This is a genomic window from Novipirellula herctigrandis (assembly GCA_007859835.1).
GTDB lineage: Bacteria > Planctomycetota > Planctomycetia > Pirellulales > Pirellulaceae > Novipirellula_A > Novipirellula_A herctigrandis.
This window is the reverse complement of the sequence record SJPJ01000001.1, coordinates 3005740-3020634: the sequence shown is the minus strand read 5'-3', so window position 1 is coordinate 3020634 and position 14895 is coordinate 3005740. Positions and strand designations below refer to the sequence as shown.

At 52.5% G+C, this 14895-nt stretch carries 11 protein-coding genes; 6 read left to right on the top strand and 5 right to left on the bottom strand.

Translation table 11 applies throughout. From position 1 onward, the window contains the following. Positions 1-26: 26 nt before the first annotated feature. Entirely contained in the window at positions 27-1538 is a 1512-nt protein-coding gene (locus tag CA13_RS11170) for a hypothetical protein (RefSeq protein WP_146396442.1), read from the bottom strand. On the opposite strand from CA13_RS11170, the gene CA13_RS11165 reads away from it, so the two are divergent. After that, a complete protein-coding gene (locus tag CA13_RS11165; protein ID WP_419194192.1) occupies positions 1537-3891 on the top strand; it encodes an efflux RND transporter permease subunit in 2355 nt (784 codons plus the stop codon). The two genes, CA13_RS11170 and CA13_RS11165, sit on opposite strands and share 2 nt — an antisense overlap. On the opposite strand, the gene CA13_RS11160 is transcribed toward CA13_RS11165, so the two are convergent. Next, entirely contained in the window at positions 3888-4868 is a 981-nt protein-coding gene (locus CA13_RS11160; protein ID WP_419194191.1) for an MJ0042-type zinc finger domain-containing protein, read from the bottom strand. The genes CA13_RS11165 and CA13_RS11160 overlap by 4 nt on opposite strands. A gap of 338 nt (positions 4869-5206) precedes the next feature. Here CA13_RS11160 and pepF point away from each other — a divergent pair, with 338 nt between their 5' ends. Beyond that, a complete protein-coding gene (pepF, locus tag CA13_RS11155) occupies positions 5207-7006 on the top strand; it encodes an oligoendopeptidase F (protein ID WP_419194190.1) in 1800 nt (599 codons plus the stop codon). Between the two features lie 140 nt (positions 7007-7146). Here pepF and CA13_RS11150 read toward each other — a convergent pair whose 3' ends face one another. Beyond that, the gene (locus tag CA13_RS11150) at positions 7147-8055 is read right to left on the bottom strand and encodes a cation diffusion facilitator family transporter (RefSeq protein ID WP_146396435.1); all 909 of its coding nucleotides are present in this window, start codon (positions 8053-8055) and stop codon (positions 7147-7149) included. 331 nt (positions 8056-8386) lie between these two features. Here CA13_RS11150 and CA13_RS11145 point away from each other — a divergent pair, with 331 nt between their 5' ends. The 4 genes from CA13_RS11145 to CA13_RS11130 are packed head-to-tail and all read left to right on the top strand — an operon-like array spanning position 8387 to position 10793. Next, on the top strand, positions 8387-8845 hold the full coding sequence (locus CA13_RS11145) for a hypothetical protein (protein WP_146396422.1): 459 nt from the start codon (positions 8387-8389) through the stop codon (positions 8843-8845). Positions 8846-8853: 8 nt separating this feature from the next. Then, a complete protein-coding gene (locus CA13_RS11140; protein WP_146396420.1) occupies positions 8854-9297 on the top strand; it encodes a TadE/TadG family type IV pilus assembly protein in 444 nt (147 codons plus the stop codon). Beyond that, on the top strand, positions 9294-10334 hold the full coding sequence (locus CA13_RS11135) for a vWA domain-containing protein (RefSeq protein ID WP_419194189.1): 1041 nt from the start codon (positions 9294-9296) through the stop codon (positions 10332-10334). The genes CA13_RS11140 and CA13_RS11135 overlap by 4 nt, the downstream gene beginning before the upstream one ends. 21 nt (positions 10335-10355) lie before the next feature. Next, complete coding sequence (locus tag CA13_RS11130; RefSeq protein ID WP_146396419.1) at positions 10356-10793, top strand: TadE/TadG family type IV pilus assembly protein; 438 nt, start codon at positions 10356-10358, stop codon at positions 10791-10793. 90 nt (positions 10794-10883) lie between these two features. Here the strand turns inward: CA13_RS11130 and CA13_RS11125 are convergent, their stop codons facing one another. Together CA13_RS11125 and CA13_RS11120 are read right to left on the bottom strand one after the other, a co-directional pair. Next, complete coding sequence (locus tag CA13_RS11125; protein WP_419195106.1) at positions 10884-13949, bottom strand: type II secretion system protein GspD; 3066 nt, start codon at positions 13947-13949, stop codon at positions 10884-10886. A 658-nt stretch (positions 13950-14607) separates the two neighbouring features. Continuing rightward, positions 14608-14892 carry a hypothetical protein gene (locus CA13_RS11120; protein ID WP_146396417.1) on the bottom strand — a complete coding sequence of 95 codons (285 nt, stop codon included), beginning with the start codon at positions 14890-14892 and terminating at the stop codon, positions 14608-14610. Positions 14893-14895 lie beyond the last annotated feature (3 nt).

Here is a 14895-nt window from a genome sequence, read left to right as displayed (position 1 = left end):
AAATGGCAGATTTTTCCTTGTCCGACTTATTTCCCGCTGTCCTTGTCTGACTTATTCCCAGCGCGACGGACGATGGAACTCGCAGCGAGGACCGCTAATCCAATCGACGCGGGAGCACGCATGCGAAGGTTGCTCCAGTAAACCGCGTGAACAGCGGACAAAGTGACCACCAAGGCTAGAATCGCCCACCAATGTGGTTTGAATATTTCACGTCCTAGACGCAGAACGCCCACCAGTAGTGCGAGGTAGATGAGTGTGTAATAGGTGGTCACCGCCACCAGTGGCACGCGTGATCGTCCGGGTGTCAAATGAGGCATCGGGCTCCAAAGACGTCCAACGCGAACGAAACACGACCAAACGAACATCGCCGGATTTCGCCGAATCGTGGCTCTGGCTGCTTCGTAGGCCAATTGATCGTCATCCATCGAAACCTCGGTTTCTTGGCCCCCGATTTCAGTGAGCTCTGGGATTTCAGTGAGCTCTGGGATTTCAGCCTCGTTGGATATCTGGTGGGTGGTCTCGCTAGGTTGTGACCAATCTCGATGCCAGAATTTTGACGTGGTCGGATCGCCATCACGGCGATGGGAATAGGCGAGCAGGAAGGGTTCGGCGTCCCAAACTTCGCCAACCGATCGGTTTCGCAAGTAATCGTAGAATGAAGGATTGTTTGCCAACAGAAGCGTGTATCCGCCATGCGTTGTCGCCCAGATTGGATTGCCGATCGCACGGACATTTCGTGCCATCCAAAGCCCCATCGTACAAATGACGATCATCGTAGCGGCAGTGAAACAGGAGAGTCGTTTTGTCCACTTTCCGTCGATTCCTGCCAAAGTTGCCAATAGCATCAACACTGCCCAGACCAAAAATGTTGGGCGACACAGATACGCCAGGGAAAGTAAGCCGCCAAAGACCATTGCATTGACGAAGCTTGGCCGATGCGTCAACTTGCACGCCCAAAACCATACCACGATGCTGGCTAAGGCCGTGGCTAAGGTTTCGGTCATCACAAGACTGGATTGTTGAAGCAGGATCGGATCAAAGATCACCAATGCCGCAGCCAACAATGTGGCTGGGCCGATTTTCCCCCGGTCGATCAATCTTTGACTGACCGATAGAGTGCATAACACCGTGACCACACTGAGCAGCAAATGCAGCAGACCCACCAAATGCGGGGAAACCACGCCATCCACCGTCAGGAAAGACAAAACGTAAGGGTATAACGGAGGGCGAAACGCCGTCGCCTTTGCTGGTCGAATTCCTTCGGGGTTGTTACCATCCCGCAAACCAAACACGCCGGTTGCGGATAAGGTTTCAGCGATGGCCCGGTAGGCATCAGGGTCTTGATTGAATTGGTCGAGATGAGTTGCCAAGAAAGCACCTCGCACCAGGACCGTCACGAAAATGACGATCGCGATCGATGTTCTTGGCGACCATTTTGAATTCAGCAATTTTTGACAACCGCTAACGCGAATCGAAAAAAAGACGACGCAAGCATTAAAGGTTAACCTCGCAACGACTTCGATGCGAGTGAGCATCATGAACTCCCCCGACTCTTCCGCTTCTGCGTCTTCCTTTGGCCGTTGGACACGTCGTACTGCGTCGTTTTGGGTTCGTCATCGGATCGTGATGGCTGTGTTGGGATTGATGGTGTTTGCGGTGTCGTTCCCCGTTGCGCGTCATTTGTCGCTCGACCGCAGAATCGCCAGTATGTTTGCGCCGGACGATCCGACTCTTTTGGATTACCAATTACTTCAAGATTTGTTTGGTGGCAATGCCGTCGCGATGCTAGTTTATCGCGACGACAATCTAATGAGTCGCGAAGGGATTGACCGAAGCGAGGCGATTTCGCAACAGGTGCGGGTGATTCCAGGCGTCAGTGGTGTATTGTCGACGTCGGTTCTCGACGCAGCAGTGCAGCGAATCCGACCAGCCAATTTTTTTTCCCGCTCTTCCAAAAATCCACCGCTGACTCACCGCGATGACATTGTCGCTCGCGGAATCGATTTGATCTTTTCTGGCTACACCCATTCTCGCGACCACTCGCTGGCCGCCGTGGTGGCGACGTTGGACCCCAAACATCCTCCTGAAACGATCCGATCGCTACAGCAAGTCGCGGACGCCTTGCCGGATCAATTTGATGGAAAGATCGGAGCCGGTTTTTTGGTGGGTGAACCCGTTTTGATCAATGATGGTTTCGACTTGGTCGAAAGGGATGGTCGAAAACTTGCCACCGTGACCCTGGTGCTACTAAGCATTGTCGTGCTGATCACGTTGATGGATTTTCGATTTGTATTCTTAACGGCATTGGTTGTTGTTTGGTCCGTTGTCGTGACCGAAGCGTTCACCGTGTTGTTTGGCATACATCGATCGTTGGTTTCGACCATTATGACGGCGATCGTTACGGTGATTTCTGTAGCCGCAGTTTTGCATCTCGGTGTTAAGTTTCAGAACGCTCGCGCAAGGGGCCTTAGTCAAGTAGAAGCATCTGAGCGTGCGATTTCAACGTTGATCGTTCCCATCTTTTGGACCTGTGTGACCGATGCGGCAGGATTCGCTGCGCTTGGTTGGTCTCGGATTCTTCCGGTTCGTCAATTTGGCATCATGATCGCAATCGCTTCGATTGCCGTGTTTGTTTCGATCGCATTTTTTGCTGCGGTGACGATGATGATGCCCGATTTGCGATTCTTTGGATCACTTCATCGAGCCCAACGCAGGGCGACCATTCGTATTAGCCGTTACTGTATTGGATTAGCCGATTGGTCGGTCGGACATCGGAAATCGCTCATCGCAGTTTCGATTGTTGTGATGTTCGCATCGGTCTATCAAACGTGGCAAGCGACACCGGAAACGAGTTTTTTGAACAACTTTCGAAGCGATAGTCCGGTCGTGGTCGCCTACAATTCCGTCGAGCACGAATTTGGAGGCGCGGGCGTTTGGGATGTGATTTTGCCGGGGCCAAAGAAGTGGTCCAATGGCTATTTTCGGCAAGTAATTGAGCTGCAGAAAAAACTACGTGATGTCGATGCCGATGGTGCTAAATTGACAAAAGTACTTAGCATGGCCGACGTCAATTATGTGGTAAGTTTGGCACCGCTATTGCGAATGGCGCCGCCGTCGGTCCGGCTATCAGGAATGCGAATCACAATGCCAAGTTTCTTCGCTGCGTTGCTTGCCGGTAATGACGCATCCGATGAATCGTCGCAGGTTTCCTCACCGAAAATGCTGCGAATTATGTTGCGCAGCGAAGAGCAATTACCGGCGGAACAAAAGATCGCGTTGATTCGAGAAGTGGAACGAGTCGTCGCTGAGCACACGTCGGCTCAAGCATGGCGAGACACGATCGATTTACCGAATCAAATCAAGCCCAAAGTGACCGGTTATTACGTGATGATGTCACGTTTGGTGGCGCAGTTGGTTGGTGACCAATGGCGCTGTCTTGCGGTGGCCGGGATTTTGGTATGGCTACTGCTTTGGATAGCAACCGGTTCAATTCGGTTGTCACTGGCATCCTTGTTGCCCACCATTCTGCCTGCTTTTGTTGTGCTGGCGGTCGCAGGTTGGCTCGGCGGCAAAATCAACATGGGTGCGACGATGATCGCAGCGGTTTCGATTGGATTGACGATTGATGGTGCCGTGCATTTGCTTTTGGGCTACGGACGTTATCGAAACCGCGGCCATTCGATCCGCCGATCGGTTTCGCATGCGGCGGGCAACGTCGGAGTGCCAATTCTGCTGGCAACCGGTGCTTTGGTGGTCGGGTTTAGTGTGCTTTCGACAAGCGAATTCATACCGACGGCGACCTTCGGCATCTTAGTCGCAGCGACGTTGCTGCTTGGGACGCTCGTCAATTTGACGCTTCTACCAGCCTGCGTGGCCGCCCAACGTCATTAGAACCATCCGCCACCTGAATTCGAACCGATGGTGAACGAGTCGTAAAAGACTTCCTGTTCGGCTGCCTCGGCCCCACGGTCGATTGACATTTGTGTTTCGACGTCCGCGCCCATGCTGGCCGGTACACATCCAATGATCACGAATCGTCCATCGACATTGAAAACCTCGACTGGCATATTCATGCCCGAAAAATAGAAACTGGTTGCGAGCGTTCCCTTGATTCCCTTGTATCCGTTACGTGTCGTTTCAGACACACCCAACAAGTCACCTACGAGTTCCCGTTTGGTTCGATTGGTTAACTGCTTCACATCCAATTCCGCTTTACTGCCGGTGCTGGCCTTGAAAAAGTACATCGACCCTGTGGTCGAGCTTTGGACGATCACCGATTTTCCAACTCGCAATTGGGGGTCCGACTCGGAGCCATTGGGCATCGCAACAGCGACGCCTTCCATGTCCACGACATAAAAACCGGGTTTTAATTTTGCCGTCACAGCGGCAACCGCATCGACTTTCGATTCACCCGCGGAACCGCCTCCCTTTTTCGAAAGCATCATGCCGACGACGGCAAATACGGCCAACAAGCCGATCACGCCAATCGCGATTCCCCCGATGAGGAGAGGTGATTTTTTTGTTCTTTTTTTATCGCCACTGACTGCATCGTTTGCTGCGGCAACGGATTGCTCTTCGGCTGTGGCATCCGCTAAAGGATCCCCAGGGATTGGTCCCGCATAAACCGTGACGTCGTTCTTGACGGGAAATTGTGAGACCGTGGGGGCCGGCCCCGCACTGGGGAAATTAATCTGGGCAAAATCGAAACCTTCGTCATTCGGGTTCAAAGCAGCACTTGGACGTGACGATGGTTGAGAGCGACCGAGGCTAATCACCTTGGCGCAGCGAGGGCATTTGATCTTTCCGCCCGCAGGCATTTTTTGAACATTGATTTTCGCTTGGCAATGAGGGCAAGTGATCGCTGGCATTGAAAAAATTGTCTCGGTAAGCGAGCGGCGGATAAAACGCGGCGGATAAAGCATCTTAGCTACCGTTGCCCGACGGTGGAGCTAACGGCGGAAAACCACGCCCCGGGCGACCGTAGCGACAACGGCAGGTCGTTTCGTTCTGCCGCTCAACTTGTGGGCCCCGTTGGGTCAGGAAGCATTTTGCATTTTTCATAGTCTAGCCACTGTTGGGCCAATGTTGAAATCGGCTTGGGGCGTTTCTTTTTCAATTCGTTCGTTACAATGTTCGCGAAAATCGGATTTTTTGTGAAAACCGCTCGCACGCAAGTCTCTTCCCCCTAATTTGAATAGTCATTCCTATGTCGACCGCTACCCTGCTGACCCGCGAAGAAGTCAATCCTGACCATTGTTGGGACCTCTCAAGTCTTTGTGAAAGCGACCTGACGTGGGAGGCAGAGTTCAAGAAACTTGACGAACAGATTTCCACTTTTGAGACTTTTCGGGGGCGTTTGAGCCAATCCGCCGAGACGCTTGCCGAAGCATTGGCATTCGACAGCCAATTCGATCGATTGGCCGAACGTGTCGGTACTTACGCTTTTTTGCGGACAACGGAAGATCAAGGGGACAGTGCTAGCCAAGCAATGAAGATGCGATTTCAGAATTTGGCAGTCCGGGCGGGCCAAGCGGCTTCGTTCATTCGTCCCGAATTGCTAGCGATCCCCGAAGATCATATGACTGATTTGATGGCGGACGAGCTAATCGCCCCCTACCGTTTGCAATTGCAGCGACTGGTCCGCTATCGACCTCACACGCTAAGTGACAATGAAGAACGGTTGTTGGCGATGCAGGGCGAAATGGCTTCGGCAGCCGGCAATGCGTTTCGGCAATTAAATGACGCCGACTTGCGTTTTGGTGAAATCGAGGATCACACCGGTCGCAAAATCGAGTTGTCGCACGCAACGTTTGGCCAATTTTTGATCAGCCCCGATCGCGATGTCCGGGGAAAGGCATTCCACCAATACTACGAGCAATTTTCGCAACATGAAAACACGTTGGCAGCAACCCTCGGCGGCAGTATTCAACGCGATGTCTATTACGCTCGAGCCCGAAACTACAAAAGCAGTCTCGAGGCTTCGTTGTTTCCCGATAACGTGCCAACGGAAGTCTACGACAATCTAATCACCGCTGTCCGTGACTCGTTGCCCAACGTCCATCACTACCTTGATGTCCGGCGACGCAAAATGGGCATCGAAAAAATCCATCATTACGATACCTATGTCCCAATCCTTAGCGATGTCAAAAAGCAACATACGTGGGACCAAGCGGTCGCAGTGATCCTGAAATCACTCGCTCCGCTCGGCGATGAATACCTCGGCGTTTTAGAAGCGGGCCTTCGCGGTCGGTGGTCCGATCGCTATCCAAATCGAGGTAAACAGAGTGGTGCGTTTTCATGTGGCACGTTCGACGCCGATCCGTACATCTTGATGAATTTTAAAGAAGAAGTCCTCAATGATGTCTTCACGCTCACGCACGAAGCAGGGCATTCGATGCACAGTTGGCATTCGGCACGAGACCAACCGTTTGAGTACTACAACTACACGATTTTCGTTGCCGAAGTCGCCAGCACGTTCAATGAGCAATTGCTGACCGACTATTTACTGAAAAACGCTGGCGACGATAACGAACGCGCGTACCTGATCAACAACGAACTTGACGGGATTCGCGCCACCGTCGTGCGGCAAACGATGTTTGCGGAGTTCGAAAAGGTGACCCACGAGATGGCCGAGGCGGGCGAACCGTTAACCGTCAAAGCATTTCGTGAGGTGTATCGCAAATTGCTCAATGACTACTTCGGTCCCGACTTTGTCGTGGATCAGGAATTAGAGCTTGAGTGTTTCCGAATCCCGCATTTTTACCGTGCGTTCTATGTTTATAAGTACGCGACCGGGTTAAGCGCCGCAGTGGCCTTGTCTCGCCGCGTGCTCGAAGGAGGCAAGCAAGAACTCGATGATTACTTGCGGTTCCTTTCCAGCGGTTGCGGCAAAGACCCCCTCGATTTGCTCCGCGATGCAGGCGTTGACATGACTCAGCCCGAGCCGGTTGCCAAAACACTTGCTCGCTTCAAAACACTTACCGACGAGCTTGATTCGTTGATCTAAGTTCAGCAGTGAATGGAGACTTACCGTAGCAGCAGTCGATCCGCTGAAAAGCCATGTCGTGGCGTGAGCTGGTGGTGGCGTCGCTCGGTTGGATGCGTCGCTCGGTTAGATGCGTCGGCGCCGAGTGGGCGTTGACGAAACTAAAGCGTTCCCTCGTCGGCTTGATGGCAATTGGCCGCTTGCACAGATCGCTCAATTTGGATGGTTGTGTGGCCAATGTTGAAGTCGTGATGCAGGTCCTCGGCCAATTGGCTTAGCAATTCGTCGTCGTTAGCGAGTTCGGGCTTAACCAGGTGTGCGGTCAATGCAATTTCAGTCGTGCTCATCGCCCAAACGTGCAAATCATGGACTTCGGAAACGCCGGGCAATTCCACAAGGTATGTGGTCAGTTCGGTCATGTCGATTTCGGGTGGCACCGCCTGAAGGACTAAGTCAACCGATTCACGCAGTAGTCCGATGGTGGCAACGAAGATGACGGCGGCAATCACGAGGCTAGTGACGGGATCGATCCAATTCCACTGAGTCCATAGTATCAAGCCACCGGCGACTGCTACCCCTAGCGATAGCAGCGCGTCGGCAGCCATGTGCAGGTACGCGCCGCGAATGTTCAAATCGCCGTGGCGACCACGCATGAACAATAAAGCCGTGAGGGTATTAATGGCGACACCGATCAAGGCCACGATGATGATCGTTGGCGCGGCGACCATTGACGGTTCGCGAAGACGTTCGATTGCTTCCCAAGTGATGCCGCCGATCGCTACTAAAAGTAGCAACGCATTAAACAACGCTGCCAGGATCGTGGTGCTTCGCCATCCATAAGTCCGAGTACTGCTGGGGCGGACTTTCGAAAGGGCGAATCCGCCCCATGCCATCAGCAACCCGAGTACGTCGCTGAGGTTGTGCCCCGCATCGGCAAGCAGTGCGAGAGAATCCGTCCAAAACCCAAAGCCAGCTTCGATCAACACGAACGCAACATTTAATCCGACGCCAATCGCGAACGCGGGGCCGTAGTTTTGGACATCGTGATGGTGATGAGCACATTGATGCATCGAGCCATATCCAAAAGTCAGTCCGCTTGAAAACAAAGCGGTGGAAACGAACGCATACCTAAACGCTAGTGACGCGTAACGGGGCAAGCAAGGGCGGACAATTCACAAACTCAACTCGGCAAGCATAATACACGATTCCCGTGTATTTGGTATCACCCTTACAACCCGACAACTTCGCGTCATACGCTATGAAGTTCGGTTATTTAAGCGTGTCCTTTTGGCAGGTCTGTCTCTCCGCGCACTAGGCTCCATGTGAGATTCAGGTGGAGTCTCGATTGTTGAGAAACAATTCAAAAGTCGCTCGATCACCATCGTTATAGAACCCAATCACATGTCTGAAAGCAACACTCGCCGCAATCGTAAACTTGTCGACCGCGAAGTCCAAGGTGGATTGCTTCGAAAGATTACCCTTCACTGGATTGTCTTTTTCGTCTGCAATGCGATTGCCCTGACCATTTGGATCCGTTTGTTTGAACAACCTGATGCCAATTGGGAAACTACTTTTGGTGACACGATGCGACGGTTCTTTCCGTTCTTTATTGTCACTCTTGCTCTGATTCCTGCGTTTGTTTGGGACACCATCAAGTTGACCAATCGATTCGCAGGGCCGATTCTGCGACTTCGAGGGGCACTTGCCTCAGTAAGCCAAGGCCGCGAAGTGGCTCCTTTGTCTTTCCGGAACAACGACTTTTGGCAACAAATGGCGCGCGATTTTAATAGCGTCGTTGATCGCTGCGAGGGTTTAACAAAGACTCCACCGGAAACCACTGAAACGAAGCCGGAGGCATAGGCACCGTCATGATTCATCGTCTTTTTTTCAATATCACAGCCAAGACGCAAACCCACTCGATTGGTCGAAAGCGATCCCGACGTGGTGTCGCTGCGGTCGAATTCGCTGTTTGTTTGCCTGTTTTGGTGATTTTGGTGTTCGGATCGATCGAAGCAAGTAGCTTCATCTTTTTGAAACAATCCCTGGCGGTCGCGGCCTATGAAGGTGCACGCGAAGCGGCGCTGAGCGATTCGACACCGGATACGGCGAGAGACCGTGCTGTCAATATTCTCAACGCTCGTAATGTCGTTGATTTCGCAGTGAGTTTTCCAGAAAACTTGCCGGACAACGCAGTTCGGGGGGAGTTGGTGGCAGTGGAAGTTTCCGCGCCAACACAAACGAACAGCCCACTGGCGGGCCAGTTTATCGCTAATCGAAACCTTGTCGCTCGCGTAACCATGGTTAAAGAATGAAACCGATCTACACTTTTGAACGGCCAGCCAAAGCCAACAATCGCCGTGGTGCGATGTTGGTGTTAATCGTCTTTATGATGATCGGCTTTATGATCGCCGTGACGTTCTCGGTCGACATTGCACAAATGCACCTTTCGCGTACGGAACTACGAAGTGCCACCGATGCCGCGTCCAAAGCGGCGGCGCTCGAGCTTTCGATTACGCAAGATCGAGATTTGGCGGTTGTGCGTGGGCAAGAAATCGCGTTGATGAATACGGTCAACAGCGAGCCATTGATCATCGAGGCAGGTGAATTTGAATTCGGACGCAGCGAGGAATCGAGCTCAGGAAAGTTCGAGTTCGTTTCCAACCAAGTTCCGATGAATAGCGTCAAAGTGAATGGCAAACGGACAACGGATTCCAACGCCGGTGCGGTTCCCTTGTTCTTTGGCAACTTCGTCGGCGTCGAGTATTTTGAGCCGCAGACGCAAGCGACGGCAACCTACATAGAACGGGATATCGTGTTGGTGGTTGACCGTAGTGGTTCGATGGCTGGTTACAAAATCGGTGAATTGAGGGCTGCGATCGACATTTTCATCGCTACGTTGAACGACACTTCGGTTGAAGAGAAAGTGGGGCTTGCTTCCTACAATGACCAAGCCTCCGAAGACGTTCAATTGACCGATGATCTTGCTCAGGTTTCCTCCGCAATGTCAGCGATGGCAGTTGGCGGTTGGACAAGTATTTCACGCGGCATGGACGCAGGGCATGCGATCATGAGCAACAGTCGTGATTCACAATTCGTCGAGCGAACGATGATTGTGATGACCGATGGCCAACACAACCGCGGCCCCGAGCCAAGCACTTCGGCAGTCCGACTAGCGGCCGATGGAGTGACGATACATACGATTACGTTTGGAACTGGAGCCGACATCGCTCGAATGGGCGAGGTCGCGACGATTGGCGGCGGAAAACATTACCACGCCGCTAGCGGTGAGGAATTGCGAAGAATCTACCGTGAGATTGCTTTGACTTTGTCCACGATGTTGACTCAGTAGTTACGGAAAAAGGGATCTTCGATGATCAAGCCAACCAAACAACCGAATCGAATCAAACTTCAAGAGCGAAGCAGACCTCAGCGACGAAGGGGGGCGGCCATGGTGGAATTCGCCATCACGGTACCGATCCTGTTTTTGTTCTTCTTTGCATCGTTCGAGTTTTGCCGTGCCGCAATGATCCGGCACACTGTTGATAACGCGGTCTACGAAGCAACGCGAACCGCCATGATTCCTGGGGCGACTGCCGATGAAGCGGAAAATATCGCCGAATCAATCATGGCTTCGCTAGGCGTAACCAACGTCTCGGTGATCGTGACCCCTGGTACGATTGAGCGTGACACGGCTGAAGTCACTGTACGTGTTTCGGTACCAATGAGTGGAAACAGTTACCTGCCGGTTCAATATTTTCACGGTGATATTGTTCGCGAATTGACCATGCGGCGAGAAGGTGCGAGCTAGGCAAAACGTTCGCGCATTCAGTGACTCAAAACAAAAAAACGCCCCGCTTTCGCGGGGCGTTTGTCTTTTTCAACAGCTCGCTAATCCGAACTATCGTGTTGGATCGTAACCGGTTTGAGCGATTTCTTCTTCCTCTTGAATGATGATTCGTGGTGTGACCATCAACATCAAGCTTCGAGCGTCACGACCGGTTGCCACGTTGCGGAACAATCGGCTGACATAAGGGATCTTGCTCAGGAACGGGACGCCCCGTTCAACACGGCCTTCGGCAAGCCGCTTGATTCCGCCTAGCAGAATCGTGCCTCCGTCGGGAACACTAACGGTCGTGCTGACCGAAGTACTCGCCAATGTTGGCAATTGGACTGTCGTGCCCTCGGTGAAGTCTTCGGTTTCGTCAACCGCATCGTCTTCGTCGACGACTCCGTCACCGTTGGTGTCTTCCTCGCTTCGGCTACTCGTTGAACGGCGGCCTTCGAAGGTGAAGGTGTCGACGTCGCCGATTTGGCTGAAGTAAGGAACCAATGTCAAGCGTACGAATCGTTTGTCATCACTGACAATTCCCTGTACGTTCAACTGTGTGCCTTCGTTGAGCACCACGATCACAGGTTGTTGGGCAACCGCGAAGTCACCGACAACAGGTGTGATACTGGTCACGAACGGCCGCTGTGTGATGTCCGAGATCGTTGCGAATTGGCCATCAAAGAGCGTTACCTTCGGTGCTTGCATGACGTTGTTTCGGTTGTCACCTTGAGCGGCTTGCAAGAAGAAGTACGCTTCGATGTCACTTAGAATCGCAAATCCAATCGTGGAGATCGCACCAGGGTCAGGAGCACTGAATGGAGGCGTTGCACCGAAACTGTTGTTATTGAACGTGATGTCCAAGTCGGGTGTCGGCAATCCACTGATTCCGTTGAAACCAATCGTCACGGACTCGCCGGAGTCATCGTTCGGCAATTGTGGCGTGTTGTCATCGAATTGGACATCGAAGTCGACACCGATTTGCTCGAAGAATGTATCCGACAATGTGATGAAGCGAACTTCGATCGTGATTTGAAGGTTTTGAAGTCGACGGAGCGTCGCCAGCAATTCTTCGATTTCATCGTGAACTTCACTCGTTGTTCGAACCACAAGACTTAGGTTTTGTGGGTACGGAGCCATCGTGCTTGCACCACCGAGTGCTTCCCACATTTCGGGGGCAACCGTGGTTTGAATCAATTGCATCAGGGAATCAAAGTCCGCCATCGAACCGCCCCCTTGGCCACCAGCATTGGACATGCCCCCGGCACCCGCGAAACCGTTACCCATGCCCATCGGCGAATATTGGCCGAGGACGTCAGGGTTGGCATTGCCCGGTGACATGCTGCGTGCCATGCCAGTTCGCAAGTCGGTTGGCGAAACGGGAACCAATTGAACATCCGTTTGCGGATTGGTCATTTGATACGCGTTGCGAAGAGCACCGGCGAGACCATCGTCGGCACTGCTGGTAAAGTTCGGGATCGGCGTTACCAAGTCGGTTACACGATAGGTTCGAGCGTAGACCTTGGACCGAGTGGCTTCGACACTGGTGATGTTCAGAACATCGTTTTCGATCAAGTGGGTTAGCTCAAGCTCACCGAGAATAATGCTCAGTGCACTTTTGAGTGGGATGCTCTTTTGCAAGTCCAAGGTGACCGGCGTATCGGGAGTGACACGAACGGCCGACAACGATCGGTTATCCATCACGATTGGAATTCCTGTCACGTTGGACAAGTCTTCGAGTACTTCGCGAATCGGGCGATTCTTGTACTTGACGTTGACATCCGTCGATAGCAATCGCTTGATTTCTTGTTCGCGAACGGTCAACTTGTCGTCGATCGACGAACCCCTCATGCGGCGATTCGAAAGGTCTTCCCAGACCTTCGCATCGGGCATTTCGTAGTTCTTTTCAGGGTTAATCCCGATCGCAGCACGTTCGACGTCTAACATGTTTGTTAAGAAACTGTTTTCTTTTGCATCACGGATTTCTTGATCCATCAACCCGCGGACTTGCATCCGAGCGTTGTGGAACATCGTGATCGCAATGGGCGATTCCGGTTTTAATTCCATGACCTGTTTCGCAACCACTTCCGCTTCGTTGTAGCGTCGCTCGTCGATCAGTTCGTTAAAGTTTTGGACCAGCGATGCAATCTCATCATCGATCCTCGCTTCTAGCTGGGCCTCGGTGGCCAAGTCGGTTCGAACCGATTCGTTTTGCAAATCCAAATTAATTTGAGCGCGGTTGGCTTCGACGTATTGCTTTTGACCGCTGAGTGCACTGGTCACCATCGATGTCAGTGATCGTTTCGCTGCATCATCAACGTCGGATCCTTCCACACGGCGACGCAACTTCTCGAGTTGGTCGAGTGCGTCCAAAGGTGCAGATTCCTTCAGGCTGCTGGCGTTCGCTAATTCTGCTGTCACTTCGCGATACAAACGGCGAGTCTTCTCTTGGTTTTCCAGTGCCGCTTTGTCAATTGGCGTCATCGCTTGGTTAGCAGTCGTACCGGTCGCGGATCCCAAACGATTGGGTTGCAGCAAGGTGAGCTTGTCCTTGAGTTGTCGACGCGTGTCCAAATCCAAAGTCGATTCATACTTCCATGCTTCCAAGAACTTTTCGCGTGCAAGTGTTTGATCGCCACTGGTCAACGCATCGAGGCCTTCTTTGTAAACACTGGCCGCGTAGCTGGTGGAGCCGTTGGAGGCTGGCAGTGGAGCAAGAGCTTGATTTTGAACTTGTTGAATGGTGTTGGCGGCGTTTCCTGGGTTGAATACCGTTTGTACAACGCCGTTTGGTTCGTTCTCGCCGAACATTCCATTGGCGAGTTCAACGCCTCCGGATGATTCGGTACCACTGGTTAGTGCGATGCCGCTTCGACGTGCTGCTGATTCGGCATCAAGCAGGAGTTGCCACACGCGAGGTTCGCCAGAAGCGAATTCCTTCTCCGGGACATTGAGTGATTTTGCTTGCCTCGCAAGTGTTAGGGCCGTCGATGCGTCGCCGCGATCGAGTGCCGCTCGGCCAATCGCTACCAAACGTAATGCTTCACGTTTTCGGTTGGCGATTTCGGCTGGTCCACCGCTTGGCGTGGTACCCGAAGCGACTTGTTTTGCCCCCGCAACCGAAGGTAGACGCTGCATCCCAGTACTAGGCGATTTACCCGTTAATGGGGTGCCCGCAGTGAGTTTGCTTAGCGGAACACTTGGTGGCAGTGCCAGTAAGGTTCGGTCGAGTCCCGCCGTGATTAGCTCACCGCGAAGATTGTCGATCATCGTTGCTGTTTGAGGAGATTTTGCTCCCAACACAGCTGCGTGTCGAAATAATTCGACTGAGGTAGCGTAGTCTTGTCGACTCATCGCCGATCGGACTAACGGAATCAGTTGCTCAGCCGACGGGATGCCCTGGTTCGCAGGAGCATTGGTGCCGGGAGGCAGGGGAAGTTGAGCAGAGACGCTTGTCGTCAGTGCGATCAACGTCACAAAAGTGAGACGCTTCACAAGGGTGAGTCGGGTCACAATTGCAGGATCGGTTGCACGAGTTGCAAAATCTGCACACGGTTCGTTTGCGGTTAAGAGGCGGTTCAACGCGACTCTCCTTCTTCGCGGTGAGACTTCAATGATAGCGGTCGCTCCGAGAATCAACCCGTAGAGGCGTATCACCATCATCGCAAAAGCCATCATTTTGTTGTGATGCTTTTGCAGTGGCACTTTTTTCAGTGGCACACATCACAATGATGCTTTGCGACGAAGGTCGCACACCTGTACAGGTAAAACCCAGGTTACCGGCTGTGAATAGACTTCACAGAACTTCAAGGCACTGCCAAAAAACCGTATTGCTTTGATCGCTTCCTGCAATCGCCGCCGTCGAGTCTTCGGGTTTGATCTGGAAATAGTCCCTTTTCAAGCTAGGTGTCAACACTAATTTGTCCCTCAATGAAAAACTTTTTTCATTCGGACGAATTGGTGCCGTTTGGCTGAGTCCACCCGCTCGCCACATTCGCCCGGTTGGCTGGACTAGAATAGGCGTTTCCGCATTTAATCGCTCACCGAAATTAAATCCCTCAAACGCTTTGTAGGAGCACATCCA

Coding starts and splice junctions, on each gene's coding strand:
- CA13_RS11165 (WP_419194192.1), top strand. CDS start 1,537: ATGAACTCCCCCGACTCTTCCGCTTCTGCGTCTTCCTTTGGCCGTTGG.
- CA13_RS11170 (WP_146396442.1), bottom strand. CDS start 1,538: ATGATGCTCACTCGCATCGAAGTCGTTGCGAGGTTAACCTTTAATGCT.
- CA13_RS11160 (WP_419194191.1), bottom strand. CDS start 4,868: ATGCCAGCGATCACTTGCCCTCATTGCCAAGCGAAAATCAATGTTCAA.
- pepF (WP_419194190.1), top strand. CDS start 5,207: ATGTCGACCGCTACCCTGCTGACCCGCGAAGAAGTCAATCCTGACCAT.
- CA13_RS11150 (WP_146396435.1), bottom strand. CDS start 8,055: ATGCATCAATGTGCTCATCACCATCACGATGTCCAAAACTACGGCCCC.
- CA13_RS11145 (WP_146396422.1), top strand. CDS start 8,387: ATGTCTGAAAGCAACACTCGCCGCAATCGTAAACTTGTCGACCGCGAA.
- CA13_RS11140 (WP_146396420.1), top strand. CDS start 8,854: ATGATTCATCGTCTTTTTTTCAATATCACAGCCAAGACGCAAACCCAC.
- CA13_RS11135 (WP_419194189.1), top strand. CDS start 9,294: ATGAAACCGATCTACACTTTTGAACGGCCAGCCAAAGCCAACAATCGC.
- CA13_RS11130 (WP_146396419.1), top strand. CDS start 10,356: ATGATCAAGCCAACCAAACAACCGAATCGAATCAAACTTCAAGAGCGA.
- CA13_RS11125 (WP_419195106.1), bottom strand. CDS start 13,949: ATGCAGCGTCTACCTTCGGTTGCGGGGGCAAAACAAGTCGCTTCGGGT.
- CA13_RS11120 (WP_146396417.1), bottom strand. CDS start 14,892: ATGTGCTCCTACAAAGCGTTTGAGGGATTTAATTTCGGTGAGCGATTA.